The organism is Nonomuraea sp. LPB2021202275-12-8, assembly GCF_037044575.1.
GTDB lineage: Bacteria > Actinomycetota > Actinomycetes > Streptosporangiales > Streptosporangiaceae > Nonomuraea.
Genome location: NZ_JBAHWD010000044.1, coordinates 20,981 through 45,263, shown reverse-complemented (window position 1 = coordinate 45,263; position 24,283 = coordinate 20,981). Strand labels below are relative to the sequence as shown.

Annotated in this window: 23 protein-coding genes and 1 pseudogene; 9 read left to right on the top strand and 15 right to left on the bottom strand. The window is 68.2% G+C overall.

What is annotated here, in order from left to right:
* The first annotated feature begins 666 nt into the window (after positions 1–666).
* Positions 667–2,367 carry a hypothetical protein gene (locus V5E28_RS43620; RefSeq protein WP_336215988.1) on the top strand — a complete coding sequence of 567 codons (1,701 nt, stop codon included), beginning with the start codon at positions 667–669 and terminating at the stop codon, positions 2,365–2,367.
* 70 nt (positions 2,368–2,437) lie between these two features.
* Here V5E28_RS43620 and V5E28_RS43615 read toward each other — a convergent pair whose 3' ends face one another.
* Positions 2,438–2,635 (bottom strand): hypothetical protein, encoded by a 198-nt coding sequence (locus tag V5E28_RS43615; RefSeq protein WP_336215986.1) that lies wholly within the window; start codon positions 2,633–2,635, stop codon positions 2,438–2,440.
* A gap of 95 nt (positions 2,636–2,730) precedes the next feature.
* On the opposite strand from V5E28_RS43615, the gene V5E28_RS43610 reads away from it, so the two are divergent.
* From V5E28_RS43610 to V5E28_RS43600, 3 genes are read left to right on the top strand one after another with little or no spacing between them, the layout of a single operon-like run.
* Entirely contained in the window at positions 2,731–3,513 is a 783-nt protein-coding gene (locus tag V5E28_RS43610; protein ID WP_336215985.1) for a hypothetical protein, read from the top strand.
* On the top strand, positions 3,510–3,779 hold the full coding sequence (locus V5E28_RS43605; protein WP_336215984.1) for a hypothetical protein: 270 nt from the start codon (positions 3,510–3,512) through the stop codon (positions 3,777–3,779). The genes V5E28_RS43610 and V5E28_RS43605 overlap by 4 nt, the downstream gene beginning before the upstream one ends.
* Positions 3,780–3,790: 11 nt before the next feature.
* Positions 3,791–4,225, top strand: coding sequence for a hypothetical protein (locus V5E28_RS43600; protein WP_336215983.1), 435 nt, complete (start codon positions 3,791–3,793; stop codon positions 4,223–4,225).
* Between the two features lie 4 nt (positions 4,226–4,229).
* On the opposite strand, the gene V5E28_RS43595 is transcribed toward V5E28_RS43600, so the two are convergent.
* From V5E28_RS43595 to V5E28_RS43575, 5 genes are all read right to left on the bottom strand, one after another.
* The gene (locus tag V5E28_RS43595) at positions 4,230–5,342 is read right to left on the bottom strand and encodes a serine hydrolase domain-containing protein (RefSeq protein WP_336215981.1); all 1,113 of its coding nucleotides are present in this window, start codon (positions 5,340–5,342) and stop codon (positions 4,230–4,232) included.
* Positions 5,343–5,492: 150 nt separating this feature from the next.
* Positions 5,493–6,554 carry a serine hydrolase domain-containing protein gene (locus V5E28_RS43590; protein ID WP_336215980.1) on the bottom strand — a complete coding sequence of 354 codons (1,062 nt, stop codon included), beginning with the start codon at positions 6,552–6,554 and terminating at the stop codon, positions 5,493–5,495.
* A 220-nt stretch (positions 6,555–6,774) separates the two neighbouring features.
* Complete coding sequence (locus V5E28_RS43585) at positions 6,775–7,323, bottom strand: hypothetical protein (RefSeq protein ID WP_336215978.1); 549 nt, start codon at positions 7,321–7,323, stop codon at positions 6,775–6,777.
* Positions 7,323–7,910, bottom strand: coding sequence for an RNA polymerase sigma factor (locus V5E28_RS43580; protein ID WP_336215976.1), 588 nt, complete (start codon positions 7,908–7,910; stop codon positions 7,323–7,325). The genes V5E28_RS43585 and V5E28_RS43580 overlap by 1 nt, the downstream gene beginning before the upstream one ends.
* Before the next feature lie 352 nt (positions 7,911–8,262).
* On the bottom strand, positions 8,263–8,892 hold the full coding sequence (locus V5E28_RS43575; protein ID WP_336215974.1) for a TetR/AcrR family transcriptional regulator: 630 nt from the start codon (positions 8,890–8,892) through the stop codon (positions 8,263–8,265).
* Between the two features lie 218 nt (positions 8,893–9,110).
* On the opposite strand from V5E28_RS43575, the gene V5E28_RS43570 reads away from it, so the two are divergent.
* Positions 9,111–10,706 carry an MFS transporter gene (locus V5E28_RS43570; protein WP_336215973.1) on the top strand — a complete coding sequence of 532 codons (1,596 nt, stop codon included), beginning with the start codon at positions 9,111–9,113 and terminating at the stop codon, positions 10,704–10,706.
* Between the two features lie 110 nt (positions 10,707–10,816).
* A protein-coding gene (locus V5E28_RS43565; protein WP_442945969.1) for an IS5 family transposase occupies positions 10,817–11,712 on the top strand; the annotation gives its coding sequence in 2 pieces (ribosomal slippage) (positions 10,817–11,207 and positions 11,207–11,712; 897 coding nt in all).
* Between the two features lie 240 nt (positions 11,713–11,952).
* On the opposite strand, the gene V5E28_RS43560 is transcribed toward V5E28_RS43565, so the two are convergent.
* Entirely contained in the window at positions 11,953–13,389 is a 1,437-nt protein-coding gene (locus V5E28_RS43560; protein WP_336215971.1) for a serine hydrolase domain-containing protein, read from the bottom strand.
* Positions 13,390–13,800: 411 nt separating this feature from the next.
* Between V5E28_RS43560 and V5E28_RS43555 the strand changes: the two genes are divergently transcribed.
* On the top strand, positions 13,801–13,959 hold the full coding sequence (locus V5E28_RS43555; RefSeq protein WP_336215970.1) for a hypothetical protein: 159 nt from the start codon (positions 13,801–13,803) through the stop codon (positions 13,957–13,959).
* 149 nt (positions 13,960–14,108) lie between these two features.
* Here V5E28_RS43555 and V5E28_RS43550 read toward each other — a convergent pair whose 3' ends face one another.
* A complete protein-coding gene (locus tag V5E28_RS43550) occupies positions 14,109–15,281 on the bottom strand; it encodes a hypothetical protein (RefSeq protein ID WP_336215969.1) in 1,173 nt (390 codons plus the stop codon).
* Here V5E28_RS43550 and V5E28_RS43545 point away from each other — a divergent pair.
* The gene (locus V5E28_RS43545) at positions 15,261–15,785 is read left to right on the top strand and encodes a TetR/AcrR family transcriptional regulator (protein WP_336215968.1); all 525 of its coding nucleotides are present in this window, start codon (positions 15,261–15,263) and stop codon (positions 15,783–15,785) included. The two genes, V5E28_RS43550 and V5E28_RS43545, sit on opposite strands and share 21 nt — an antisense overlap.
* Positions 15,786–16,159: 374 nt before the next feature.
* On the opposite strand, the gene V5E28_RS43540 is transcribed toward V5E28_RS43545, so the two are convergent.
* The 4 genes from V5E28_RS43540 to V5E28_RS43530 all read right to left on the bottom strand — a co-directional run bounded on the left by V5E28_RS43540 (position 16,160) and on the right by V5E28_RS43530 (position 20,460).
* Positions 16,160–17,731 (bottom strand): ISL3 family transposase, encoded by a 1,572-nt coding sequence (locus V5E28_RS43540; protein WP_336216010.1) that lies wholly within the window; start codon positions 17,729–17,731, stop codon positions 16,160–16,162.
* 622 nt (positions 17,732–18,353) lie between these two features.
* The gene (locus V5E28_RS49840; protein WP_442945966.1) at positions 18,354–18,671 is read right to left on the bottom strand and encodes a hypothetical protein; all 318 of its coding nucleotides are present in this window, start codon (positions 18,669–18,671) and stop codon (positions 18,354–18,356) included.
* Positions 18,672–19,422: 751 nt separating this feature from the next.
* A complete protein-coding gene (locus V5E28_RS49835) occupies positions 19,423–19,740 on the bottom strand; it encodes a DUF6223 family protein (RefSeq protein ID WP_442945965.1) in 318 nt (105 codons plus the stop codon).
* 84 nt (positions 19,741–19,824) lie between these two features.
* Positions 19,825–20,460 carry an SDR family NAD(P)-dependent oxidoreductase gene (locus tag V5E28_RS43530; protein ID WP_336216009.1) on the bottom strand — a complete coding sequence of 212 codons (636 nt, stop codon included), beginning with the start codon at positions 20,458–20,460 and terminating at the stop codon, positions 19,825–19,827.
* On the opposite strand from V5E28_RS43530, the gene V5E28_RS49830 reads away from it, so the two are divergent.
* A complete protein-coding gene (locus tag V5E28_RS49830; protein WP_442945968.1) occupies positions 20,389–20,799 on the top strand; it encodes an isochorismatase family protein in 411 nt (136 codons plus the stop codon). The two genes, V5E28_RS43530 and V5E28_RS49830, sit on opposite strands and share 72 nt — an antisense overlap.
* Positions 20,800–20,922: 123 nt before the next feature.
* On the opposite strand, the pseudogene V5E28_RS43525 reads toward V5E28_RS49830, so the two are convergent.
* The 3 genes and pseudogenes from V5E28_RS43525 to V5E28_RS43515 all read right to left on the bottom strand — a co-directional run.
* Positions 20,923–22,089 (bottom strand): annotated as a pseudogene (locus V5E28_RS43525) (IS630 family transposase); the annotation flags it as partial.
* Between the two features lie 380 nt (positions 22,090–22,469).
* Positions 22,470–23,660, bottom strand: a complete 1,191-nt coding sequence (locus tag V5E28_RS43520) for a MalY/PatB family protein (RefSeq protein WP_336215966.1) — start codon at positions 23,658–23,660, stop codon at positions 22,470–22,472.
* A 202-nt stretch (positions 23,661–23,862) separates the two neighbouring features.
* Positions 23,863–24,261, bottom strand: coding sequence for a DUF6632 domain-containing protein (locus V5E28_RS43515; protein ID WP_336215965.1), 399 nt, complete (start codon positions 24,259–24,261; stop codon positions 23,863–23,865).
* Positions 24,262–24,283: the final 22 nt, after the last annotated feature.

Genomic DNA, 24,283 nt, shown 5'->3' with positions numbered 1-24,283 from the left:
GGTCTCCGACATGCGTGGCCACCTCAATCGTCGCGGTCCTGGACAGACTGCGGAGAAGCCTGGAGGTCCCACGGTGAGTTGAGCCCGGGGCATTGCCGCCGTCGAATGTGGTTGATCGTGCATCGACCGCCGTCGTTGCGACCAGTGGTCGGCCGCGGCGCGTCACGAACACTCTACGTTGCTTGTGACGAGATAGTTACTGTTGGTAGTCGTGCGTGTCTTGGGATCACGGGCAACGCGGCGGCATCCAGTGACCGTGCGACGAGGAGCATCCCGACGGCGCCGAACGCCTCTACCCCGACGGCGTGTTCTGCAGGCCAAGAGCCGCCGCCAGCATCTGGCCAGCCTCGGCTGCTACGTCCTCCTAGACGAGGAGACGTCCGCCCGCATCACTGCCGAGCACGACCCCGCCGCCCGCCGCCGATCCCGCTGAACTGTCACACCGTCCCACGTGGGAGAGACCGCTTGTCGGGCCGTAGCGCTATGGTGCTATCGGAGTCAGGACGCGCACGCTCCTCGCCGTGGTCACCGCACGCCCACGCCATGACGTGACACCGTCGGCCAAGGTCCCTCGGGCCCGCGGACATGATTCTTTCCTTCCTGCTGATCGCATGTGAATCCAGAAGGCGAGGCGGCGTGGGACCCTTGCCGGAACAGGACGACACCATGCCGAAGAGCAGCAGCGCCGCTCGTCGCGAGCAGGCCCGTGCCTTCGCCGCCGCCGAGAGCATCTCCTACACCGAAGCCCTGCGGCGCTTGGACCAAGCACGCGTCGCAGCCGCAAGCATCGGTCAAGAACACCCTGCGGTAGTCCGGAAAAGCAAGAAGGACATCAGGGCCCGCCAGGCCGCCACTGGCGAGGCGTTCAACGCCGCCCGCCGCGCCCTTGAACGTGACCAGGCCCCGGCCGTTGGCCTCCACCTCCCGCCTCACCTTCCACTCTTCGACGACACTGCTTTGCCCGAGGGCGAGCGCCTGGTCGTCGACGGCCTGCGCGCGCTCGCAGCCGAGGGCGAGCCGCTGGCGGTGCGCATGGCCGAGCCGGACCCGGAGGCGGCCCAGGCACTCGCGCAGGCCGGGAAGAAGGGTGTTCGCCCGCAGTGGCAGAGGTGGGCGTCGGTGGAGGCCGCCGTTGACGGCTACGTGCTGCGCGAGACCCGGTACGGGCCGAACCGCTCCGGATATACTCCGACCAACCGCGGGCCCCGGGTGCCGGTGCGCGCCGACGACGGCACCGTGACCGTGATGGCGATGCCCGAGTGGGCGCGCATGCACGACGACGGCCGGTGGATCTGGGCGCACACCGGCTGGCCGGTGGAGGCGCCCGGCCGGATCGTAGACCCGCCCCAGGAGTTCGCGCCGGCGCCAGGGCTGCGCTGGCAGGTCGCGGTCTGGCACGACCTCGGACACGAGGGGCGGGTGCTGGGCGAGGACTACGGCGGCAGCACCTCCGACTGGCGGACGGTGGGCTGGTGCTCCGGCCGGGAGGAAGCTCGCCTGATCGCCCGCGCCCACGTGGCGCACCGCGGCGACAACGCCCGCGCCGACGTCGTGGAGCACGGCACCGACAACGGCGTCATCTCGCGCACCACGGACACCTACCTGCCGGACCCGGACGCTCCCGAGCGCCCCCGCCTCGTCACCGCGCCCGGCCCGCGCCCGGCCTCCCCGCACCGGTCGGAGATCCCCGAGCCCGCCTGGTACCAGCGCCAGGACAACCCGCCGAACTCCTCACTGATCGTGTGGACCGGCACCGGCTGGAGGACCCTGGTCTGGACCAACTGGCAGGCGGCGATCATTGCTCAGCAGCTCGGCATCGGGGCCGGCGGCCCGTACGAGTGGGCGGAGGCCTGGGGACCCCGGCATCCCGACCGCGACCTGCACGACTGGACCCAGGAAGGCCGCGAGCTGACCCACCGGTTCCCTGAGCCCACCTTCGAGGAACGCACCCAGCGCATCAACACCCTCCGCCGCGCCCGTGAGGAGGCGCTCGTGGACGCGCTCGCCGAGCGGAGCGGCATCACCCGACAGCAGGCGGCCGCCCGCCTGGCCCAGGGTGGAGAGAAGTACCGCGAGGTCCTCGACATAGGCCAGGCCACCATCAGCCGCGCCCTGAACACCGCCCGCCGCGCCTTTCCCCAGGGCGCTGAGCGCACCGCCATCCGCCACGCCCTGGACGACCTCACCAACCGGCACCTGCCGCCGGCCGACGCGAAGCGCACCGCAGCAGCCCAGCTCGACAGCGAGATCGAGGCAGAGCGGGCCCCCGACGTGACCGCCTGGTGCCGCCGGGCCGTCGCCGAGTACATCGCGCCAGCACCCGACCCGGTAACGGCCGGCATCGACGGGTTCCGCCCTCAGGAGTGATACACGCCGAAGGGCCGGGGCAGCCTCTTGCTGCCCCGGCCCTTCCGGTTGAGCGTCGCGCTCCGGCGGGTCACCGCCACGTGTGCTTGCGGGAGTTGCGGCCGTAGTGGCGGGCGCTGATCATGTGCCGGGCCTCATCGGCGTTGTCCTGGTGCTGCCCGGCCGCCCAGTCGTGGCCCTGCTCGGAGCGCCGGGCCGTGGTCGCGCTCTCGTCACGGACGATCTTCTGCAGGTCCTTGCGGGTGTACTCACTCGGCAGCAGCGGCATCGGGTTCCCGGTCGGGTTGCTGTCAGCGTGCGCCCATCCGGACCGATCGTCAAGGTTTTCTTGACGATATGTATCCGTCAGGTGATGCTTGACGCATGAGTGAGACCCGACCCCGCACCTTCTCCCGGACCGCGCTGGCCCGCCTGGCCGTCACCACCGAGGCCGCCGACGCCTCCGACCGCTACCGCGCCCTGGCCGCCGACGGCGACCACAGCCCCTACGGCCAGCCGGGCGAGCTGGTCGACTACGCCTGGCGGCTGGCCGAACAGGCCCGCGCCATCCTCCAGGCCGCCGTCGTCACCGAACGGCTGGCCGGCACCTCCTGGGAGACGATCGGCGAAAACCTGGGCGAGATCAGCAAGCAGGCCGCGCATGAGCGCTACGGCGCCGCCGAGACCGTCTTCCGCCGCGCGGCGCTGATGGCCTGGCTGGTCCCCGGCCGCGCCGACGACCAGCTCGGCGAGCTCGCCGACGCCGACGCCGCCCTGGCCCGCCTGACCCGCTGGCTGCAGGCTCCGCACCAGCCGCCCGCGGCCGGCGCCGATCCCGGGACGCGGCCGGCGTCCGCCGTGTCCGAGCCTCTTCCGCCCGGCTACCCGGAGATGAGCGACACCGAGCGGGCCGGGCTCATCATCGAGGCCGCCAATCTGCTCACCGGCGTCGGCACGTACAAGCGCGCTGGAGTGACCGAGCACGAGCGGCGCGATGTCGAGCTGGGCCTGGCCCGCCGCAAAGTCGAGCTGTACGAGGCCATCGCCGCCGATCGCCCCGACGACACCGAGCACGCCGACCTGCTGGCCGGCGCCCGCGCCCGCCTGGCCACGCTGGAAGGCGACGAACTGGCCGCCCGCCGCTCCACCCGAAAGGACCAGTCATGACCGGCTCCTCCGACGACCAGAAGAAGGCGCGCGGCGAGCTCGCCCAGCACGCCTTCGAGACCGCCGGCCGCGTTCAGCTGCTCGCCGAGCGCATGGACATCGTGGACTGGCGGATCGACGGCTACAGCACCGACCAGCTCAAAGAGCTGGCCAACCTACTGCGCGGCACGGCGATCCGAGCCGCGCTGGCCAGCGACGACGAAAAGATCGTCAGCATGGTCATGGGCAAGCCGATGAACAGGCTCGACCCTGACGAGAACGGGTGACGTGATGCCACATGGCCTTGAAGTCGCGCCAGTGGTCGCTGACCTTCTCTCCCCCCGAGGACCTGGACCAGCTCGCCCGCGCGGCGGCCGTCTCCTACGAATGCTGGGTCTGCATGCAGCCGGGCAAACTGCCCGATGTGCCCGCAGCGGTGCTCATCCTCCGAGACGGTCCGGTGGACATCGCCAAGCTCGTTCACCGCTTCTGCGCCCGGTCGGGGGTGATGGACGTGCCCGGCCTGACCGCCGTGATGTACGACCCCGCCAGGGCGATCAGCGTCGATGCGGTGGCGGCATTCCTGCCCTACCAGGCAGGCCACCGCCCGGCCCTGCTGCTCGCCGCCTTCCCGGACCTGGCCGACGAGTTGGCGCCGGTGCTGCGCCTACCAGGCCGGACGCGCCGAGCCGGGCTTCAAACCGTCGGGCCGGGGCTTCAAACCGTGGGGTAGGGCTTCAAGCCGTCGGGCAGAGGACGGCTTCGACGGTTTTGATCATCGCGGGGACGATGGCGTTGTCGTCGGCGCTGCTCCGCGTGATGGAGATGGCGAACTGCTGCCGGCCGTCGGTCGAGGCGAAGGTCAGTGTGGTGAGGCCGGGCGCCGAGCCGCCGAGCATCTGGCCTTTCAGCTTTCCTCCGCACAAGCCCGTGCCCTGCTGTGCGCTGCCACCGGTGAGGACCTCCTGCAGCGACGGCGGCAGCAGCCTGCCCTGGTTGAAGGCCTGCCGGAAGGTGCTGACGTCCTGCGTGGTCGAGACGACGCCGCCGGCGCCGTTGCCCCAGCTGGCGTTGAAGCGGTGCACGTCGCGCAGGGTGCCGGTGGAGTCGGGGTGGTAGCCGTGCCCGTGCGGGCCCTTGATGCCCTGCGGGGGCTTGGTGGCCTGGTAGGTCCCGGTCATGCCGAGCGGGCGGAAGAGACGCCGGTCGAGCTCGCGGGCCAGGGTGTGCCCGGTCACCTTCTCGATGATCATGCCTATGAGGGTGTAGTTGGTGTTGGAGTAGGTGTAGGTCTCGCCCGGCTCGCCGGTGCGCGGCCGGCCCCGCGTCATCTTCACGATGTCGATGGGCCGGTAGGAGGTGGTGAAGTCGAAGACGTCGAACGCCGGGGCGGTCGAGCCGCTCCGGTGGAACCAGTCCGGGATGCCGGAGGTGTGCTGGACCAGCTGCTGGACGGTGATCTCGTGGGCCCGTTCCACCAGCCCGTCGGCGGCCACCTCGGGCAGCAGGTCGGCGAGCTTGTCATCCAGGGCGAGCCTGTCCTCCTCGACGAGTTGGAGGAGCACGGTGGCCACCATCGTCTTGGATTGCGAGCCGATGCGGAACCGGGAGTCCGCTGGGATCGTGCCGCCTTTGCCGTTGAGCAGCCGCGACCCGGCGGTGCCACGGCCGGCGGGCTTGCCGTCCATGTACGCGCCGCCGATGGCGCCCACCACGCCGGGCGTCTCGGCCAGACTCTCCATGGCCTGCTGGACGTCGCCGATCGCGGTGGCGCCGGCGGCCGTCGCGGGCGAGGCGGGGGCCAGCAGCAGGGCTGCCGCGGTCGCGGCGGCGACGGACAAGTTCTTCAACGAACAACTCCCTTGAGGGGCGGAAAGGTGCAGGAAGGTGCGCGGGCGGGTCACGTGATGATCTGCCGTGCGCCGCGGAGAGGTTCTCGATGCTCCAGTCGCACGTGGCGATCGCGGTCAGATCACGCTCGCCATGTGCGGCTGAGGTGATCACTTCGTGGGGCAGAACAGCGATTTGAGGGCGTTGGTGATGCGCGGCGGCACGGCGCCGCGCTCGGCGTCGTCCATGGCCAGGGTCAGGGACACGGCGAACTGCAGGCGGCCGTCGGAGGAGGTGAGGGTCGCGGCGGTGAAGCCGGGGGCGCTGCCTCCGCCACCCGGGGCGAACTCGGGCTTGCCGGCGCACGGGCCGCCCCCTGGCTGCGCCGGCTGGCCGGGCGGCGGGTCGGTGATCACCTTGGTTAGGGAGGCCGGCAGTATCTTGCCCTGGCGGAAGGCGCGCTGGAAGACGCTCATCTCACGCGCGGTGGAGATCACGCCGCCGGCGCCGAGCATGGTGGTGGCGTTGATCTTGTCGACATCGCGCATCGTGCCCGTCTCGTCCGGGGCGTAGCCGTGCCCGTGCGGGCCCTTGATGCCCTCGGACGCCTTCGTGGGCAGGTAGGTCTGGCGCATGCCGAGCGGGGCGAAGAGCCTGCGGTTGAGTTCGGCCGCCAGCGACCTTCCGGACAGTTTCTCGACGATCATGCCGAGCAGGATGTAGTTGGTGTTGGAGTAGTTGAAGGTCCCGACCTCCACGGGCCGGGCGTTCTTGCGCGAGGCCGCCAGCAGGTCGGCCGGGCGGTAGTTACGGGTGGGGTCGGAAGTGGCCGGGCCGATGTAGTCGGGGATGCCCGAGGTCAGCTGAATCAGATTGCGTACCGTGATCTCGTCGGCCCGCTCCACCAGGTCCTTGTCCGCCACCTGCGGCAGGACCTCACTGAGTTTGTCGTCCAGGCGCAGCTTGCCTTCCTTGACCAGCTGCAGCGCCACGGCGGCGGTCATGGTCTTGGTCTGCGAGCCGATCCGGTAGCGGGCGGTCGACGGGATCGCGCCGCCCTTGCCGTCGAGCAGGCGGGACCCGGCCGATCCCCTCCCGACCCGCTTGCCGTCCACGTACACCTCGCCGATGGCGCCCACCACGTGGCCCGTCTTCAGAGCCTGTCTTTGAACCCGAATGGATCTTGTAGATCGGTCACTGTGGGTTGCCGGGGTTAGGACGTGTCGGGGCATGGGAAATCCCCCGGCAGCGTGGTGGGCAGAGGCTGTAGGAGTCGTGCGGCTGGCTGGGGCGTTCACGAGTCAGGCTGGCCTGGGATGGGACAGACACTCAGAAGATCGTTTCCCGGAGTCGGATTGATCGTTTCCCGGAGTCAGGGCCAAATGCGCTTAGGATGTCGCGGTCGGTCATTGGCCGCGTCTGCCCGTACGTGATCGGGTGCCTTGAGCTGAATCACTCGCGGTCTACGCCGCTGAGCTGGGCTGGAACGAGTTCGCAAGGTGCCACCGGTCCGCGGATGACCGAGACGCTGCCTCCGTTGCTCTTCGCCACGTCGCCGTTGGCGGAATGCATCTGGACGACGAGCGTCTCGTCCGACCCGAAATCCTTTGGGTCGATCCAGAAGTCACTCGAGTCCTCGGCGTGTCTCAGGGGTATCCGGTCTGGCTGGGGCACGTTCTGACCCCGGGGTTGGCGGCAGGTCTGGCCGTAGGGGACATAGTCGATCACCGCTGGTACGCCTTCCTCTCTCAGCCTTTTCTCCAGGTCCTTGGGCCTGACGAACTCGTTGATCCGCACGGTGACGGTCCCGTCGGGATTCTTGACGACAGCGAACGCCGGCGTTTCCGACGTCAGCGGTACGGCGACCGCCACTGCGGCGGCCAGCCCTGCCATGGCCACCAGTTGGCGTGCAGGCCGACGTGCCGGACGGGCTTGCCACGAGACCGTGGCGGCCTCCGCGCGCAGTTCTTCGAGCAACTTGTCCTTGAACGACACCGCCATCACAGTCCTTCCGTCACGAGAGCCGCCGCTACGCCGGGCACCTTCCGGAGAGTCCGGCGGGTACGATGCAGCCGGACTCTGGCCGTCCCGACCCAGAGGTTCAGGGCCTGGGCCGCCTCTGCCACCGTCAGCTGGTCGATGACCACGAGCTCGAGCAACGCCCGTTCCCCCTCCGGCAGGTCGGCCATGGCCGACAGTGCACGACGGGCGGGCTCTTCGGCGTCGATGCGGGTCGGTAAGGTCGGCGATATCGTCGCCGTCCAGCAGCCGGCGCGCGACGATCCGTTCGACGGCGCGCGCCTCGCGCTCGCTGCGGCGTCGTTGGGCAACAGCACGTTGCGCGCCACCCCGTACAGCCATCCGGTCTCGCTGCCTCGTCCTGGCCGGTAGGTGCGCCGGGAGTGCAGCGCCGCAAGGAATATCTCCGCCGTGAGGTCGGCCACCGTGTGCGGGTTGGCTATCCGCCGTGCGACGAACCGCGTCATCATGTCGAAGTGGCGCAGGTAGAAGTCTTCGAAAGCCTGCGTCCGTGTTAACGGGTCCGCCGGTTCCTCCTGGTCGGGCCGCACGAGCTGGGCTCCCTTCATTCAACAGTGCTTACACCTTGTACTTGACCGAACCTCGCGATGCATTACGAGGCGGGTGCGGATGCGGGCGAGCGCTGGCCCGCGCTGGCGGGCACGCCAAAGACCTCCGCATCGGCGATCTAGGGGCCTGTTTCATAAGTTGGTGGAGCGAGCGAGGTATTTATCGCGGCGCGGTCGATGGTGTCCTTCGTGGCGTAGGGCCAGGCGGCCGTAAGGGAGCCGAGGTCGCGAATGGCCAGCTCGCGAACGGCTGCCCGTCCGAGGGCAACCTGTTCGATACCAGCACGTCAACCGTGTGTGCTCCGAGCGTGTGGCAGGGGTTGCCTACACGTTGTCGTGGCTATCCGACCAGCTAGCGGGCGTCCTGTGCGGCGGCCAGGAGATCTCGCACAGTGATGATCAGCCCGTACATGGTGTGGTCGAACGCTTCGTCGACGCTCATCAGTGGAGCGGCGGCGACCGCTTCTCGCAGGTGTGGGACGGCCAAGTGGGGATGCGCCGCCAACCAATGCGGCGGTACGGGAGTGTTGTCCATGACCGGGTAGCCCAGGTCATGGCGGTAGTCCATGAGGAGCACGAATCCGAACACTCGTATGGTGAGGTCACGGTGCACGATCTGGGCCTCGGTGACGCTCAGCCCGATCGTCCGCAACATTCCGAGGAGCGCGTCGGTGTGAGTGAGCCGGTCTGGATGGACGGCGGGATCCCGGATCTGCTCATCCAGTGAGACCAGCAAGGCGCGGGGGTAGCGCCGGTAGGCCGCACGAAGCGCAGTCCCGTACTCGGCGATGCTATGTTCCCACGCTTGCGGATCTAGGCGAGGCACCGGCCATTCTGCCGCGAACAGCTGTGACGCACGGTCGACGATCTCCTGACGGTCATCGACGTAGTTGTACAGCGCCCGGACCGTCACGCCGAGGTGGTCGGCGAGCAGGCGCATGGTCACCGCCCGGAATCCGTGCACACCGGCCAGGTTGAGCATCGCCTGACTGATCAGGTCCTTCGTCAGCGTCGGGCGGCCCTTGCGGGTGGGCGAACGCCGACGACGGCGTGGGCCGTCGATGTTGGCGTCGTCGGATTGGCGGGGCACCGTCCGATCTTAGCCAAACCTTAAACTTCACGCACCGTTGACTTTAATGGAACGCTACGCCACTCTAACTAAGGTGACCTTACCAATACGGAAACGCGTGAGGTCCTCGCGTGAACCCCTCGGAAACCATCAACCCCGCGCAGGCCGGCCGTGCACGGGCGATCCTCGGCTTGGTCATTGCCGGGACAGCGCTGGTCGTGATCGACATGACGATCGTGACCATCGGCCTGCCCGAGATCCAAGCCGAACTCGGCGGAACCCTCGCCAGCGTTCAGTGGGTGATCGTCGGCTACATGATCACGATGGGAGCGGTGACCCAGGTCGCCGGGAGCTTGTCCGACCGGATGGGCCGGCGCCGCATGTACCTGCTCGGCATCATCGTGTTCACAATCGCATCGATCGCCTGCGGCGTAGCCCCGAACACCGTGCTGCTCGACCTCGCCCGTGCCTTGCAGGGCATCGGCGGCGCCATCCTGATGGTCAACGCGCTGCCCCTGCTGTCACATCAGTTCGAGGGAAAGCGACGCAACATGGCGATCTCGACCTGGGGAACCGCAGCGACCGCGGCGAGCCTGATCGCCCCGCTGCTGGGCGGCGTGCTCGTCGACGCGCTGAGCTGGCGCGCGATCTTCCTGATCAACGTACCGATTGGTGTGGCAGCCCTGTTGATCGGACTCCGGACGCTTCCCGCCGACGCCCCGGCCGGGCATAAGCGGGGCCGAACCGACTGGGCCGGCGCCGTACTGCTGATCACCGCACTCGCCTTGGCCACCTTCGCACTGCTTCGTGGCGAGCAACAGAGCTGGGGCTCGGCGACGACGCTGGCCCAGTTCACCGTCGCGGTGATCCTGTTCACCGTCTTTCTCCGCCTCGAATCCCGGGCCGACGCGTCGATCCTGGACGTCAAGCTGTTCCGCAAGCCCGCCTTCACCGGTGCCGCCCTCGCGGTCTTCATGTCCCGCGTCCTCACCATCGGCGGGACCGTCTACTTCGTCCAGTACTTCCAAGGTTCGTTGCACCTGAGCCCCACACAGAGCGGCCTGCTGCTGACGCCCGTATTCCTCGCCCAGATGGCGGCGGGCATACTGGGCGGGAAACTGCTGAGCCGGTTCCCCTCCGGCTACGTCATCGCGACCGGATACGCCTGCAAAGCGGTGGGCGCCACCCTGCTGGCGTTAGCCTTCACCCCCACGATCCAGCCGTGGCTACTGACCCTCCCCCTCCTCATCTGGGGCATCGGCGGCGGTATCGCAGGTGCACCGGTCATGGCCGTCGCCATGAACGTCACGGACAAGGACCGAGCCGGCATGGTCGCCGGAATGATCACCAGCCTCGCGTCGATCGGCGCCGGCATCGGCACCGCCGTCCTCGGCATCGTCTACCAGACCCGAATAGCCGGTGCCGTCGCCACCGACTCGGCCCTTCCGGATGGGCCACGCGATGCCATCCTCGCCGCCGCCGCGAACGGCGACATCCAACGCATCATGGAACTCACACCCCCGGAGACCAAGACAGCCGTCAATCATACCCTGGCGACCGCCATCGCCTCCGGAGCATCAGCCGTGCTCTACTGCTCCGCAGGACTGGCCGCCATCACCATGGCTGCCGTGCTGATCCTCATCAGTAAACGCAACCTTCCCACCCCCGACAAGGGCAGAAAACCTGCAGCCGGAACAGACCCCGCGCCCGCGGGCGACCGAGGGTGATCCAACGACCGACAAGCAGTAGCGCGGGTGTGTCTGCATCGTTGGGCCACGGCGAGACCAGCGAGACGCGACGCGTCGCCTTGCCGGCTGACGGGAATCTCATGGCCACCATGCCGGTGACGGGACGGGCGGATCTGACCGACGCGCAATGGGCGCTGCTGAAACCGCTGCTGCCCAAGGGACGAACATCGGGACGCCCGCCGGTCTGGAGCAAACGGCAGCTCATCGACGGCATCAGGTGGCGGGTCCGGGTGGGGGCGCCATGGCGGGATGTGCCACCGCAGTACGGCCCCTGGCAGACGGTCTACGGCCTGTTCCGACGCTGGCAGCGCGCCGGTGTCTGGCCGCGGATCCTGACCGCGCTGCAGGCCCGGGCGGACGCTGCCGGGTTGATCACCTGGGACGTCAGCGTAGACGCCACGATCGTGCGGGCGCACCAACACGCCGCCGGTGCCCGCAAAAGGGGGATCTGCAGCGGGAGTCACCGGGTGGGGTGCAGACCGAGCCTGCCGATCATGGGCTGGGCCGCTCGCGCGGTGGGTTGACCACGAAGCTGCATCTGGCCTGCGAGCAAGGTCAAAAGCCGCTGTCGATCGTGCTGAGTGCCGGGCAGCGGGGCGACAGTCCGCAGTTCACCATGGTGCTGGGCGGCATTCGGGTGCCTCGTCTGGGTGGTGGCCGGCCGCGTACCCGCCCCGACCGGGTTCTGGCCGACAAGGCGTATGCCTCTGCGGCCAACCGGGAACACCTGCGCAGCCGCGGGATCAAGGCCACCATCCCCATCAAGATCGATCAGGCGGCCAACCGGCGTAAGAAGGGGTCGAAGGGCGGACGGCCACCGACCTTCGACCTTCAGGTGTACAAGCAGCGTCACGCCGTGGAGTGCGGGATCGGCCGCCTCAAACGCAACCGGGCGGTGGCTACCCGGTTCGACAAGCTCGCCGTGCGGTATGAAGCCACGGTTTACATCGCCGCGATCAACGAGTGGCTCTGCCCCAGCTTTTGAAACAGGCCCTAGGGCCTGCTTTGCGCTGCGGATTTTGCGGATCAGTCTTCTCCGCCCTCTACAGTTACCCTTTGCAAGCACTCTGCGACAGTTTGCAGTCGCAGAGTTTGCAGGCCGGGTGAGTGTGGTCGCCGAGATCGGAGGCGGGCATGGCATCGCTGTTGGAGCGTTTGACGGCAGATGAGGCTGCGGGCGTACCAGCGTGGAGACTCTGCGGAGGTGCCCGCCGTACGGGCCGGACTACCGTGGCCGTGCGGTGGGGCGGATCCGCGCGGTCACCCGCGCGGTGGCCAGGCCCGCTCCGACGATCGCGAGGGCGAGCATCAGCGCCGTGAGGGCGGGGAACAGGTTGAACACGTCCGCAGGGGTGAAGCTGTTGTCCTGCAGCGTGGGGACGACGAGGAACACGAACACGGCCGCCGCCGGTGCGATGAGCTGGGGGAGGAGCCGCAGGGCGAACCTCCAGGCGGGACGGTCGGTGCGCCGTGCGGCCCAGCGCGGTGCGCGGCGCAGGCCGAGGATGCCCAGGGCCAGGCCCACGAGCGTGAGCGCGCCGAGGAACAGGTCGATCAGGGTCGCCGTCGGCGTGCCGGGGTCGGGTGTGCGCCCCTCGGTCACGTCGATGATGCCGGAGCTGATGGCGTAGGCCTGCTCCGCGGATGGGGTGAAGCTGTTCAGCAGCACCACCACGCCGTAGCCGCTGCCGGGGATCAGGTCCTGCTGGGCGTTGAAGCCGGAGACCACTCCGCTGTGCGAAATCCTCTCGGGTACGATCCCCGCGCCGCTGCGCCGCCAGCCCAGTCCGGCCCGGTTCGCGCTGGGCTGGGGCGTGTGGGAGTCCTGGATCAGCTTCGCTGAGAGCAGGCGCCGGCCATCGGGGCCAAGGCCGCCTCGCTGCTGGGTCGCGAGCCACGCCGCCATGTCGTGGGAGGTGCTGACCACGCCGCCGGATCCGCTGTTCATCGCCTCGGCCTCGGGGATGGCGAGCGCCGTGCCGTACGCGGTGACGTGTCCTGGGGCCAGCTCGCTGACCGGATCGCGCGTGGTGGTGGTGTTGACGGTGTCGTTCATGCCGAGGGGGGCGAAGACCTGGTCGGCCAGGTACGCGTTGAAGTCCTGGCCGCTGACCTGCTCGACGACGCGTGCCGCCAGCCAGTAGTTGGCGTTGCTGTAGGCGTAGGAGGTGCCGGGCTTTGTGGACAGGCTCCAGTTCCCGATCCTATCCGCGCCTTCCTCCAGCGACCGGGCAGGGCCGACGATGACGGGGTTGGGCAGCCCCGAGGTGTGGGACAGCAGGTGGCGGACGGTGATGACTCCGCTGGGCGCGAAGTCGGGCAGGTACCGCTTGACGGGGGCGTCGAGCTCGACCCGGCCCTCGTCCACGAGCCGCAGTACGGCGAAGGCCGTGAACGACTTGGAGACGGATCCGATGCGCAGCCTGGTGTTCTCGGTGAGCCGGCCGCCATCGGAGTCCTCGCCGTACCCCGCCTCGTGGACGATCTCGCCGTCCCGCACCACGGCGACGGCCGCACCCGGCAGGCCGTGGCGGTCGAGGTAGCCGGTGACGAACGCGTCCACCTTCGCGGGATCGAAGCCATCGGGTACGACCGCGGAAGCGGGCGCCGCCACGGGGGCGAGCACGGCCAGCACCAGCGAGAGTACGAGGACCAAACGCATGCAAAAGCTCTCATTCATTGTTGATCGGTACGCAGGGCCTGTTCCTCCGCTCCCGCTATCCTCCCAACGCCCGAAGCGCCGCGGATCGGGGACGGTCCCTGGTCCTGACCGGTTCCACCCTTAGGGGTTCGGCGGATGTACGACCGGCTCGGCTTCTCCGCCGATCACCCGCTCACCAGCGGCGAACTGGACCGCACAGGCACGCATGGCCCACCCCATGAGGCCGCCAGGGTGGGTTGATCACCGCTATTCCCTGTGATCCACGCCTTCTACAAGAGCGATCAGCTGCGACCGCTCCTCCTGCGTGATCCGCGGCGGGCCGGCCCGCCCCCGGCCGATCCCCGAACCCGTCCAGGCCCTCGACCTCGAACCGGCGCAGCCGGCGACGTACGTCACTCGTTCGTCTCCATCATGAGTGACCAAGGCATACCCATCGAGACCATCGCCGATCTCGTCGGGCACGCAGGCACCAGCGTCACCGAAGCGGTCTACCGGCACCAGCTACGGCCAGTGATCACCAAAGGTGCCCACACGATGAACACCATCTTCGGCGACAGCCGACACGGGTAGAGAGTCCGAGTGAGATGGCTCCCCGATTGGCTCCCATCGACTTCCGGACATGAGAAAGGGGCCTCCGGATTCCTCCTAAGACTTTTCCCACCTGCATTTCCTTGTGGCTGTCGGGAGGGGGGCCAGCTCGTCGAGCCACCGCCAGCCTGTTAGCGATCTTCGTAGTGGCGAGCGAGGGCGTGGAAGGCTTGCTTCGGCTCCCAGGGCATGCCGGGGTAGGTGTGGCCTTGGGCGCCGTCGAGCATCCTGACGATACCGTATGAACCGAGGTCGAGGTCATGGCGGGGGTCGGGGCGGTGCGGCAGTTCGAATCCGGCGAAGCTGAACCAGAAGATGGTGTCGAAGCCTTCCGCTTCGAAAATGGGCAGCAGGTCGTTCATGTAGCGGACCTGCTCGTCCTCATCACGTATGGTGCCGGGCTTGACGGTGCCGCCCTCTTCGATTACCGTCCAGCCGCCCGCGCCCCAGTCGCCTGCGCCGCGGAAGGTGCAGCAGCCCGCCTCGGTGACGGCGACCGGCTTGCCGTGTGTGAAGTACTGGCGCAGGTCTTCGCGGAAGGTGGCGGCGTTGTACTGGTTGCGGTAGGCGTCGACGCCGACGATGTCAAAGGGGGTCCAGTCGATGTGCTCGATGGGGATCGAGGCGTAGCTGATCGGGCCGCCGAAGCGAGGGCGGACGGAGGCCACGACGCGGGAGAGGAAGGCGTTGACGCGTTCGGGGATCGCGGCGAGGGCCGCGGCTCGTACCGGCGGCGCGGCGCGCATGGTTTCCATGCGGTCGTTGAAGGTGTCGCCGGGGAGGTAACCGCGGGCGAAGAGGCTCAGCTCGCATCCGGTGACGAACACCACGCGGGCGCCGTCGCGGCGCAGTGCCTCGGCGCGGTCGGCGCAGTCGTCGAAGTAGGGGAGCAACTCCTGCTCGGTCAGTTCGCAGGGGAAGGGTGAGAACCATACCTCCAGCCCGGCCTCGGCGGCGTACCGGGCTGCGACGGTGAGTCGTTCGGGGTCTCCGCCGGTGATGCGAACGGTGGTGCAGTGCAGGTCATCGGCGATGACGCGCATCTCGCGTGCCACCGTCGCAGGGTCGAAGATACTGCGGGTGGTGTCGCCGTTGGGGAAGGTGCCGGTGTCGTACTGCACGCCTTTGCCGCGCATGAATCCTCCATAAGGTTCAGTTTGTATCTTATGATGAATGTTAAGATACATGATGTGTCTAATCGAGATGCGAGCGACCCCACTCCGGGCAGGCGTCGACGGGGTGCCGAACTCGAGGCCGCCCTGCTCGATGCGGTTTGGCAGGAGTTGCGCGCCGTCGGCTACCACGAGCTCACCTACGATGCCGTGGCGGCGCGCGCCCGGACCAGCAGGACAGTGCTCTACCGCCGGTGGCCACACCGCCGCGACCTGGTCTTGGCCGCCCTCCGCCATCAGGCGCCACCTCTGCCGCCGCCCGTTCCCGACACCGGTTCCCTGCGCACTGACCTGTTGAGCCAGCTACGTCAGGTCAGTACGCGCACGACCGAACTCGTCCCGATCCTGCAGGTGATCGGCGACGGCCGGGCCAACGACAGCGATCTCACCAGTTATCTGCATGACCGCGTCAGCCAGGCCGGCAAGCCTGAGATGGATGCCATGCTCGAACGTGCCGTCCTGCGCAGCGAGCTCGACGAGGCTCGACTTCCGGCCCGAGTCGCCATGCTGCCCTTCGCGCTCGTGGCCGCGGAGACGCTTCTCAGACAGCGCCCCCTCTCCGAAGACGCGCTCGCCGAGATCGTCGACCAGGTTGTTCTGCCATTGATCGCGCACCACGGTCAGACGCGACGATGACCGGTCTCAACCCTCTGATCACTTGTGATCATGATCGTGATGCGGAATCCACGGGGCCTTCCCAGGATCGCTACCCGCTGGACGCCACGTATCGGAGTGGGACCACAACCCGCCTTCAGATCACGGCCAAGTGATCGTTAAGTGGTCCCAGCAAGGACGACAATCGGTCCCCCTTTCTCAGTGTCGAAACCACGTGGAGGCCGATCGACACGGTGAAACGCTCTGCGGAACCGCCTTCGTCGTCCATGGGGCTTCATGCTTCCCCAATGGAGACGGCGAGCAATTCTGCTTGAGCGGCAGCGGATCACGTTGTGCGAACTGTCGAAACCATTGTCAATGGCCAAGTGCGTGTGGGTCTGGCCCACTTTTCGTGATCAGTAGCCGTGCAGGACGCGGATGCGGAGGAGGTCGGGGTTGGCTCGCCCGTACATGATCCGTTTGATCATCTTGATGCGGTTCACGTTGCCCTCCACGACCCCGGAACTGTAGGGCAGGGTAAGCCCGGCCTTGACCGCCGCCCAGTCACGACGAAGGCCGACGACGAAGTCTCGCAGTTCACGTGCAGGGCTGGCCTCCGCTCGCGCAGCCCAGCCTTCCAAATCCTGCTCACCGCGACGGTGAACGAGCATCTCGGCGAACTGGCGCGTCAGCTCGGTAATCGAGGCGAGTTCCGGGCAGCGGGCGGTGATCTGCTCGAGTGTGGCCAGGTCTTCGGCGGCGACCTTGCTGGGCGGCTGGACGATCCAGCCGGTGACCTCCCGGATCTTGGGCGCGGGAGGAGGCGCCGGTTTGATGTTTGTTGTGCGCAGCTTGGCGGTGAGGCGTCGGAGCGTGCGGGCGCTGCCCAGATAGCCGCGCTCGCGCAGTTCGGCCAGGAGTTGATCGGTGCTGCGGCAGCCCTCCTCCCAGCGTTCGTGCAGGTAGGGAAGGTAGGCATCGAGGATCGTCCGGCGTGGTGCACGTTCGTCGCTGATCAGGTCGTCGGCGCTGGTGGCGGTGGCATAGCGTCGCACGGTCTTGCGATCTAGCCGCAACTCCCGGCCGATATGAGTGATGGTCATCCCCTGGGCGAGCGCCTGGTGTATCTCGGTGTGCCACGACCTGATGCGGGCTGCCGAGGCTCCTTCCTCGCGGGTCGGCTCCGGCGCGGCAGAAGGTGCCGCGGCCTCGGGCATGTCAGGGTCGCGCAGGCGCGTGCGGTGCCGGGACACCGCCCGCTGGACCACGCCGGACAGGTTGTGGAGCAAATGCCAGCGATCAGCGACCTGCACCGCCAGCGGGGCGCCACGTTGAGCGCCTTCGGCATAGCAGCCGGCCCGGTCCCGGCAGATCACCTCCACTCCAGGATGAGTCTCCAGCCAGACGGCGAAGGAGTCCGCCGATCGATCCGGCAACACCTCGACCACATGACCACCTTCCACGTCCACCAGCACCGTTCCGTAGGTGTGGCCCTTGCGCCAGGCGAACTCATCGACCCCCAGCACCCGCGGGGTCGACACCTGTGGGTCCGGCAAGCTCCGCAACAGCCGCAGCAGCGTCGAACGACCCACCGCACAGGCCAAGCGGGCGGCATGACGGGCACCGGGGCGACCGCCCAACGCCAGCGCCACCGTGCGCAGCATGGATGACAGCCCTGCCGCGCGCCGGCCGTGCCTGCTGGTCAGGCCGGGCACCTGCTCGGCGAAGGTCCGCTTGGCACAGGCGGTGTTGTCGCAGAAGAAGCGGCGCACCCGCACCTGGAGCAGCACCTCCTGCCCGGCCACCGGCAGATCCGACAGGCACCGCTCATAGCGGCTATGAACCCGCACGGAATCACATCCACAGGCTGGGCATTGGCCACTCGGCTCCGTCGTGGTGGCCTTCACCCGTATGGTCGCGCCCACCCGATGCACCCACTCGATGCGAACGGTGGCAAGGTGCGGGAACACGACCGCCGGCAGCTCCATGATCGACACAGAGCAGCGTCCCGGCACTGGTACCGGCCTGCATCCGGCTCAACATAATCGTGATCTTGGAAGTACGGCTCATCACGAAAAGTGGGCCAGACCCACTTTTACATGGCCACGGACAACCATCGGGGGATAGTTCGTCTGGCCGCGTGGTTGGGGACATCCCGTTTGTGGGTGCTGCGCGGCGGTGCGTGGTGTGTCGAGCTCGTTTGCCGGTGGAGTCGTCGGGACGGCGCCGCTATTGCTCGGACGCGTGCCGGTCGAGGGCTCGCCGGCGGCGTGGTCAGGGAGGGGGGTGGTCGTCGAGGCTCAAGGCTTAGCCGCGGCGGTAGCCGTCCAGCCCGGTGTTTCCTACCAGGGGACGAGGGCGTCGGGAGAGGTCTCCGGTTCCGCCACTGGTGTGCCTCGGCGCCAGTCGCCGACGAAGCGGCCGGTGAAGCCGCCCTCGCCAAGCAGCGCGAGCTTACGGGGATTTCGGCGCCCTGTTCCGCGTCAAGCCCGCCGTTGCCCCCTGCGAGTCTAGGCAAACAACCACCTGGCCCGAATGTGTGCCCGCAAGAGAGCGGGCGGCCAGAGCAGGGAATCCTGGGAACGTCGCGGAGTTCCGGTGCGTCGGAGATCACATGGAGGCCATCCCCAGAAGGATCAGGAAAGCGGCCGCCTTGATGCTTTCCCCGGCCCCGGCCGGGATCGCGCTGGTGCTGATCATGTTGCTCGCCCAGGCGCAGAGCTCACTGAGTTTGCCGTACGACGAGAATCCGCAGGAGATCTCGGCGGCGATGTGGCGTTCTGCGGCGAGCCAATCCGATAAGGAGTTCCGCGACCAATCAATCAGCCTCGACATATTCACCGCGGTGGCCACCGTCGTGTTCGGGGTGCTGGCATGGAAGGTACGGCGTGGCACGCGCCGGCCCACGTTTCTGTTCGCGGTCGCCACCGGGTTGACCGCTGTCTATGTGGCCATGCTCTGGCAGGTATTCGTCATGGAGCCGTCGGGAACCCTGATCGTGTACGACGGCGGGGAGATGGTTCACAGCATCCATCTGGAGCTGCCCGGTTGGTATGCCCCGCTCCGCGGGGTCCTGGTCCTGGCCGGTGCGGTCGCACAGATATGGGGTCTCATTCTGCTGACCGGTAGGCACGGAGTGGAATGGTGGACCGCCCACCAGAAGCGGCCCGCCGGGGCGGGCTCCCCACCCCTGTGGATGAGCCCGCTCCGCCAGGCGGCCTTGCTGATGCTGCTCACCCCGGCGTTGTTGCTGGTCTACGCCGTAGCGAACTATCCCGGCGCCGTGGTCGGTCTGGCCATCGAACGCGGCGAACCCGACTTCCTCCCCGGGCTCTTCCTCCAGGACATGGAGGTCCACGTGGTGTTTTTCGGGATCACCGCGAGCCCTGTCGTGGTGGCGGGCGTGATCCTTTGGCGGCACCACGCCCGTGAACGGCTGGCGGCCGGTTTGCTCGCCGGTCCCATCGGATTTCCCTACGCGTGGGCTTTACTGGACTCTGCCGTGCATCACAGCGACACAAGCTATTTCCACAATTACGTGGGTACGGGAATCATCACACCCTGGTGGCACGTGCCCGCGGTATCGACCACCGGCCTCACCATTCTCCTCCTCCACCTGGCCAGCCTGGCCCTCCTCTTCCGGGTTCCCCGCACAAGAGCCGCGTTTCCCGTGGCTGGGTCAGGTGGTGGGGCGGGAGCGGGACCAGGTCAGGCCGCCCAGGATTATGCCGGTCAGGCCGAGCAGCATGGCGAAGATGGCGCCGGCCAGGCCGTTGCCGGTGCCGAAGCCGCCGGCGGAGTTGGCCGCGTGCAGGGCGCCGATGACCCCGCTGATCAGGCCGAGCGCGAGAGCGGTGACGGCGCCGGTACTGCTCGTCCAGCGGGCCCTGGCCAGGCCGCCGACGACCCTGCTGATCAGTCCCAGCACGACGGCCACGCTGGGCAGCGTACGTCCGGAGCCGATGCCGTAGTCCGCGAGCAGGAGCGGGATGGACATTGAGTGATCCTTTCGAAACGTGGATAGGAGTTATCGGGGGTCGAGGTCGCCGTGTGCCTGGGCCGAGAGGTCCTGCCAGTCGGCTCAGGGCTGGAGGCGGTCGGCGTAGGCATGCTTGATCATCGGGTAGAAGCCCTGGCCGAAGAGAACCCGCAGCGGCAGCTTGTCCATGTCGGCGAGCTTGAGCAGCGCCTGGGCCGCGGCGGCCGGGTCGCCGGCGGGCTGGCTGCCCGCGATCCCCGCCAGTCGGCGGCGCAGGCCGTCGTAGGCCGAGTCGGGCTCGGCCATGAAACTGTTGTTGAGCGGGTCGGGGTTCTGGCCGGACCGGGTGGCGAAACCACCGGGCTCGATCACGGTCACCTTGATGCCGAAACCGGCCACCTCCTGGGCGAGGGACTCGTTCAGCGCCCACTTGGAGGCCGAGTACGCGCCGCCGAGCGGCAAAGCGACGAGCCCGACCGCCGACGACAGCTGGACGATGTGCCCCGAAGCCTGCTCGCGCAGGTACGGCAGCGCGGCCTGGATCACCCACACCGCGCCGAACACGTTGGTTTCCATCTGGTCGCGCAGCTGCCGCTCGGTCAGTTCCTCGATCGCGTCGATCTGGGCGTAGCCGGCGTTGTTCACGATGACGTCGGGCCGGCCGAAGTGCTCCTTTGCCCGCCGTACGGTCTCCGTGACCGCGGGCTTGTCGTTCACGTCCATCTCAAGCGGGAGCACCGCGTCATCGCCGGGGTGACCACCGACGTGTGCGTGGTCGTCCCCGTCCTGAGCGCGATCGCCGACAGCTATGAGGTCCAGGTCGTGGTCGACGCGTCCGGCTCGCTCAGCCCGGTCTCGGACGACATGGCGCTGCGTCGCATGGAACGCGCTGGCGCGGTGCTGACCACCACCCGACCGTTGCTGGCCGAACTCGCCGGCAACTTGGACCTCCCCAGCAGGTCGGGCCGTCCTCCAGGTCGACGCCGAACTCCGTACCGAGCACTGACCTTGGGGGTGCCCGGCCGGGCACCCCCAAGGCCACGGCCTGCATATCCCCGTACACACCTCTGCACGTGAACCTGCAGGCCGACACCTGCCCGCAGAGGAAAACCCTGGGAAACGATCAACCAGGATCCGGGAAGCGATCTTCAGAGCTCCAGCACTAGCCAGGTCAGGCCCACTCGTGAACACCCCCTTGAGGGTCCACACGAACGGCTTCGGGCGGGTGTTCCACTGCTCCATCCAGGCGCGGATGTCCGTCTCCAGAGCCCGGACGCTCTTGTGCGCCCCTCGGCGGATCAACTGGCCGGTGAGGTAGGAACCAGCGCTCGACCTGGTTGATCCACGAGGATACGGTCGGGGTGAAGTGCATGTGGAAGCGCGGATGACGGGCCAGCCACGCCTTGATCGCCGGAGTCTTGTGGGTGCCGTAGTTGTCACAGATCAGATGAACGTCCAGCTCGCCCGGCACCGTCTTATCGATGGTGATCAGGAACTTCTTGAACTCGGCGGCGCGGTGCTGGCGGTGCAACTCACCGATGACGGTGCCATCGGCGACGTTGAACGCGGCGAACAGGCTGGTGATCCCGTTCCGCACGTAATCATGCGTTCGCCGCTCGGCATCCCCGGCATCATCGGCAGCACCGGCTGAGACCGGTCCAGAGCCTGGATCTGCGATTTCTCATCCACACACAGCACCACGGCACGCTCGGGCGGGTCGTGATACAGCCCGACGACGTCGACCACCTTCTCCACGAACAGCGGGTCGTTGGACAGCTTGAAGGTATCGGCCCGATGCGGCTTGAGCTCGAAGTCCCGCCAGATCCGCCCGATCGTCGACCTGCTCAGCCCGCTGCGCTCGGCCATCGAGGTCCGCGACCAGTGCGTGGCATTCCCGGGCGTTTCCTCCAACGTGGCCACCACGACCTCTTCGACCTGGTCCAGGGTGATCGAGGGCGGCCTCCCCGGCCGCTGTTCGTCGATCAGCCCGTCCAGTCGCAGTCGCAGAAACCGCGAACGCCACTTGGACACCGTGTCCGGGTGCACCCGCAATTCCGACGCGATCTGCTTGTTGTCCTTACCGTCCGCACACCCCAGCACGATCTTCGAGCGCATCGCCAGGACCTGCGACGATCTGGCCCGCCTGGCCCACCGCTGCAGCGTCACCCGCTCCTCATACGTGACCGTCAGCGCAGCCTTGGGCCGCCCCGTGCGGGGCCTATCGAGCAGGGCGTCCATCCCTCCCCGGGCAAACGCCGCGCGCCATCTGCGCACCGTGGCCACGGCGATCCCGAGGTCCCGCGCCACCTGCGCGTTACTGATCCCTGGTTCGGCGCAGGCCAGCACGATCTTCGCGCGAACCGCCACCCCCGACGTCTCCGCCGACAGGCCGGCCAGCCGACCGCGCTCGGCCTCGGTCAGCTCAATCTCTGCCGCGGACGGACGGACCTGGATTCCCCATGCACATCAAAATACAGATTTATCTGACGAATTTCAGGCGCAGGACACTAGCCCCGTGCAGGGCGTGCCGCAGCCTGCGCGCCCGCGGTGTGCCGGTGCCGGAAATCGCGGCCAGGTTGGTCATCCTCACCGGCCAGAACAAGGGCCGCCACCCCTGCCTGGCCAGCGTCTATCGCGTCATGGGCGAGGACGGCGAAAACTGACGGCAGCCCTCGCCGAAAGCGTGCGTGGCGTAGCTCTGCCTTCAACAGGGGCCCATGCTCAGCCGTGCTGCTCAGCCGTGCTGCTCAGCCGTGCTGCTCGTCCGCCCCGGCATCCGCCCGATCGCGGGCGGTGGCCATGCGGTTGACGGCCTCGACGAGCCGTGCCGGTGCGGTGGCGAAGTTGAGGCGGACGAACCCGTGCCCGGGCGGCCCGAACCTCGGGCCAGAGGACAGTCCGACCCTGCCGTGATCGAGGAATACCTGTGCGGGGTCGGCACCCCAGCCGAGCGCGCGGCAGTCGAGCCAGCCCACATAGCCCCCCTGAGGGGGATGGTAGACGATGCGGGGCAGGCGGTCGGCGAGTTGGGCGGCCAGCAGGCGGCGGTTGTCGTCCAGGTCGTCGATCAAACGTCGCAGCCACAGGTCGCCGTGGGTGAAGGCGGCTTCGGCGGCGAGGACGCCGAACAGGCCGGCGCCCTCGCTGACCTCCTCGTGGATCTGCGCCACGTCGGCGTGCGCGTCCGGCCCGGGCACCGCCAGGGCGGCCTTGAGCCCGGCGATGTTGAAGGCCTTGGAGGCCGAGACCAGAGCGATGGAGCGGGCCGCGGACGGGCTGTCCAGGGACGGGAACGGGATGTGCCGCCCGCCGGGGTAGATGAGGGGTGCGAGGATCTCGTCGGAGACGATCCGCACGTCGTAGCGCTCAGCCAGTGCCGCCACCTGTGCCAGCTCCTCGCGGGTGAAAACCAGGCCGGTGGGGTTGTGCGGGTTGCACAGCAGGTACGCCCGCGCGCCGGAGGCGAAGTCGCGTTCCAGCCGGTCCAGGTCGAGCCGGTGCCCGTTCGGCCCGTCGGCCAGCGGGCTGGGGGTCACCTGGCGGCCGATGCGCTGGATCCAGTAGAAGAAGGGCGGGTATCCCGGGGTGTTGAAGACGATGCGATCGCCGGGCTCGGTGATGATCTGGAGGGCCTCGACGATGCCGGTCATGACGTCCGGGATCAGGCGCGCGGCGCTGGCGTCGGGGTGCCAGCCGTAGTGTCGCGCGGCGAAGCCGGCGAATGCCTCGGGAAGCCGTCCGGCGAGCGCGTAGCCGGTGTCGCCGCGGTTGATGGCGGTGCTCAGTGCTGAGGTGATGGGCTCGGCGAGCGGGGTGTCCATTTCCGCGATGCGCAGGGGCAGGACGTCCGGCGGGAATTCGCGCCACTTGACGCTGCGCCGTTGGCGTAGCTCCTGGGTGGTGCAGGCGGTGAGGATGTCGTGCGGGTCGGTGCTCAACAGTGGTCTTCCTTCACGAGTGGTGATGGGGTGCGGCCTCGACGGCCAGGAGAGGCGATTGCTGGGGTGATCGCGCCGGGTGGCCGCCGGCCCTCCGGCGCGCTCGACGCCCAGGACATGACCAGGGCGAATGGCCCGCTCTGGTCGGGTGCGGCGAGGCGGAGAAGGGTTCCCCGCTCCACCGTCGCGGCGTGTGGACCGTTCAGGGTGTGGACCCTCTGGCCCTGGTAGGTGACGGCAGTCGGCGAGGGGTGAACACGGTGAGCACCACGGCCACGATCACCAGCGCGGGAACGTCGCCGACCAGATGGACCCACGCGTGGAGATTCATCACGGCGTGCACGGCCATGAGGAGGGCGTGCGCCAGGCTGGACCACACGGTGAACCAGATCAAGGACAAGTGGTTGAACGGGTCGCGGGAGGCTCGGATCAGGAAGATCCCCAGCACCGCCATGATCACCGCGATCATCTGCTCGTACTCGGGTTGCGCCGGCTGCCAGCGGAAACCGGCCGGCCACAGGTTGATCAAGGGATACACGCCGGCGACCAGGCCGACTCCCACCACGATGAGGGCGATGCGAAGGCGCCGTTCCTGAGTCATGTTCGCCACCTTCCGGGGGCCG

Coding starts and splice junctions, on each gene's coding strand:
- V5E28_RS43600 (WP_336215983.1), top strand. CDS start 3,791: ATGGCCTTGAAGTCGCGCCAGTGGTCGCTGACCTTCTCTCCCCCCGAG.
- V5E28_RS43610 (WP_336215985.1), top strand. CDS start 2,731: ATGAGTGAGACCCGACCCCGCACCTTCTCCCGGACCGCGCTGGCCCGC.
- V5E28_RS43585 (WP_336215978.1), bottom strand. CDS start 7,323: ATGGCGGTGTCGTTCAAGGACAAGTTGCTCGAAGAACTGCGCGCGGAG.
- V5E28_RS43515 (WP_336215965.1), bottom strand. CDS start 24,261: ATGACTCAGGAACGGCGCCTTCGCATCGCCCTCATCGTGGTGGGAGTC.
- V5E28_RS43605 (WP_336215984.1), top strand. CDS start 3,510: ATGACCGGCTCCTCCGACGACCAGAAGAAGGCGCGCGGCGAGCTCGCC.
- V5E28_RS49835 (WP_442945965.1), bottom strand. CDS start 19,740: ATGTCCATCCCGCTCCTGCTCGCGGACTACGGCATCGGCTCCGGACGT.
- V5E28_RS43620 (WP_336215988.1), top strand. CDS start 667: ATGCCGAAGAGCAGCAGCGCCGCTCGTCGCGAGCAGGCCCGTGCCTTC.
- V5E28_RS43580 (WP_336215976.1), bottom strand. CDS start 7,910: ATGAAGGGAGCCCAGCTCGTGCGGCCCGACCAGGAGGAACCGGCGGAC.
- V5E28_RS43615 (WP_336215986.1), bottom strand. CDS start 2,635: ATGCCGCTGCTGCCGAGTGAGTACACCCGCAAGGACCTGCAGAAGATC.
- V5E28_RS43540 (WP_336216010.1), bottom strand. CDS start 17,731: ATGGAGCTGCCGGCGGTCGTGTTCCCGCACCTTGCCACCGTTCGCATC.
- V5E28_RS43555 (WP_336215970.1), top strand. CDS start 13,801: ATGAGTGACCAAGGCATACCCATCGAGACCATCGCCGATCTCGTCGGG.
- V5E28_RS43590 (WP_336215980.1), bottom strand. CDS start 6,554: ATGCCCCGACACGTCCTAACCCCGGCAACCCACAGTGACCGATCTACA.
- V5E28_RS43560 (WP_336215971.1), bottom strand. CDS start 13,389: ATGCGTTTGGTCCTCGTACTCTCGCTGGTGCTGGCCGTGCTCGCCCCC.
- V5E28_RS43575 (WP_336215974.1), bottom strand. CDS start 8,892: ATGCTCAACCTGGCCGGTGTGCACGGATTCCGGGCGGTGACCATGCGC.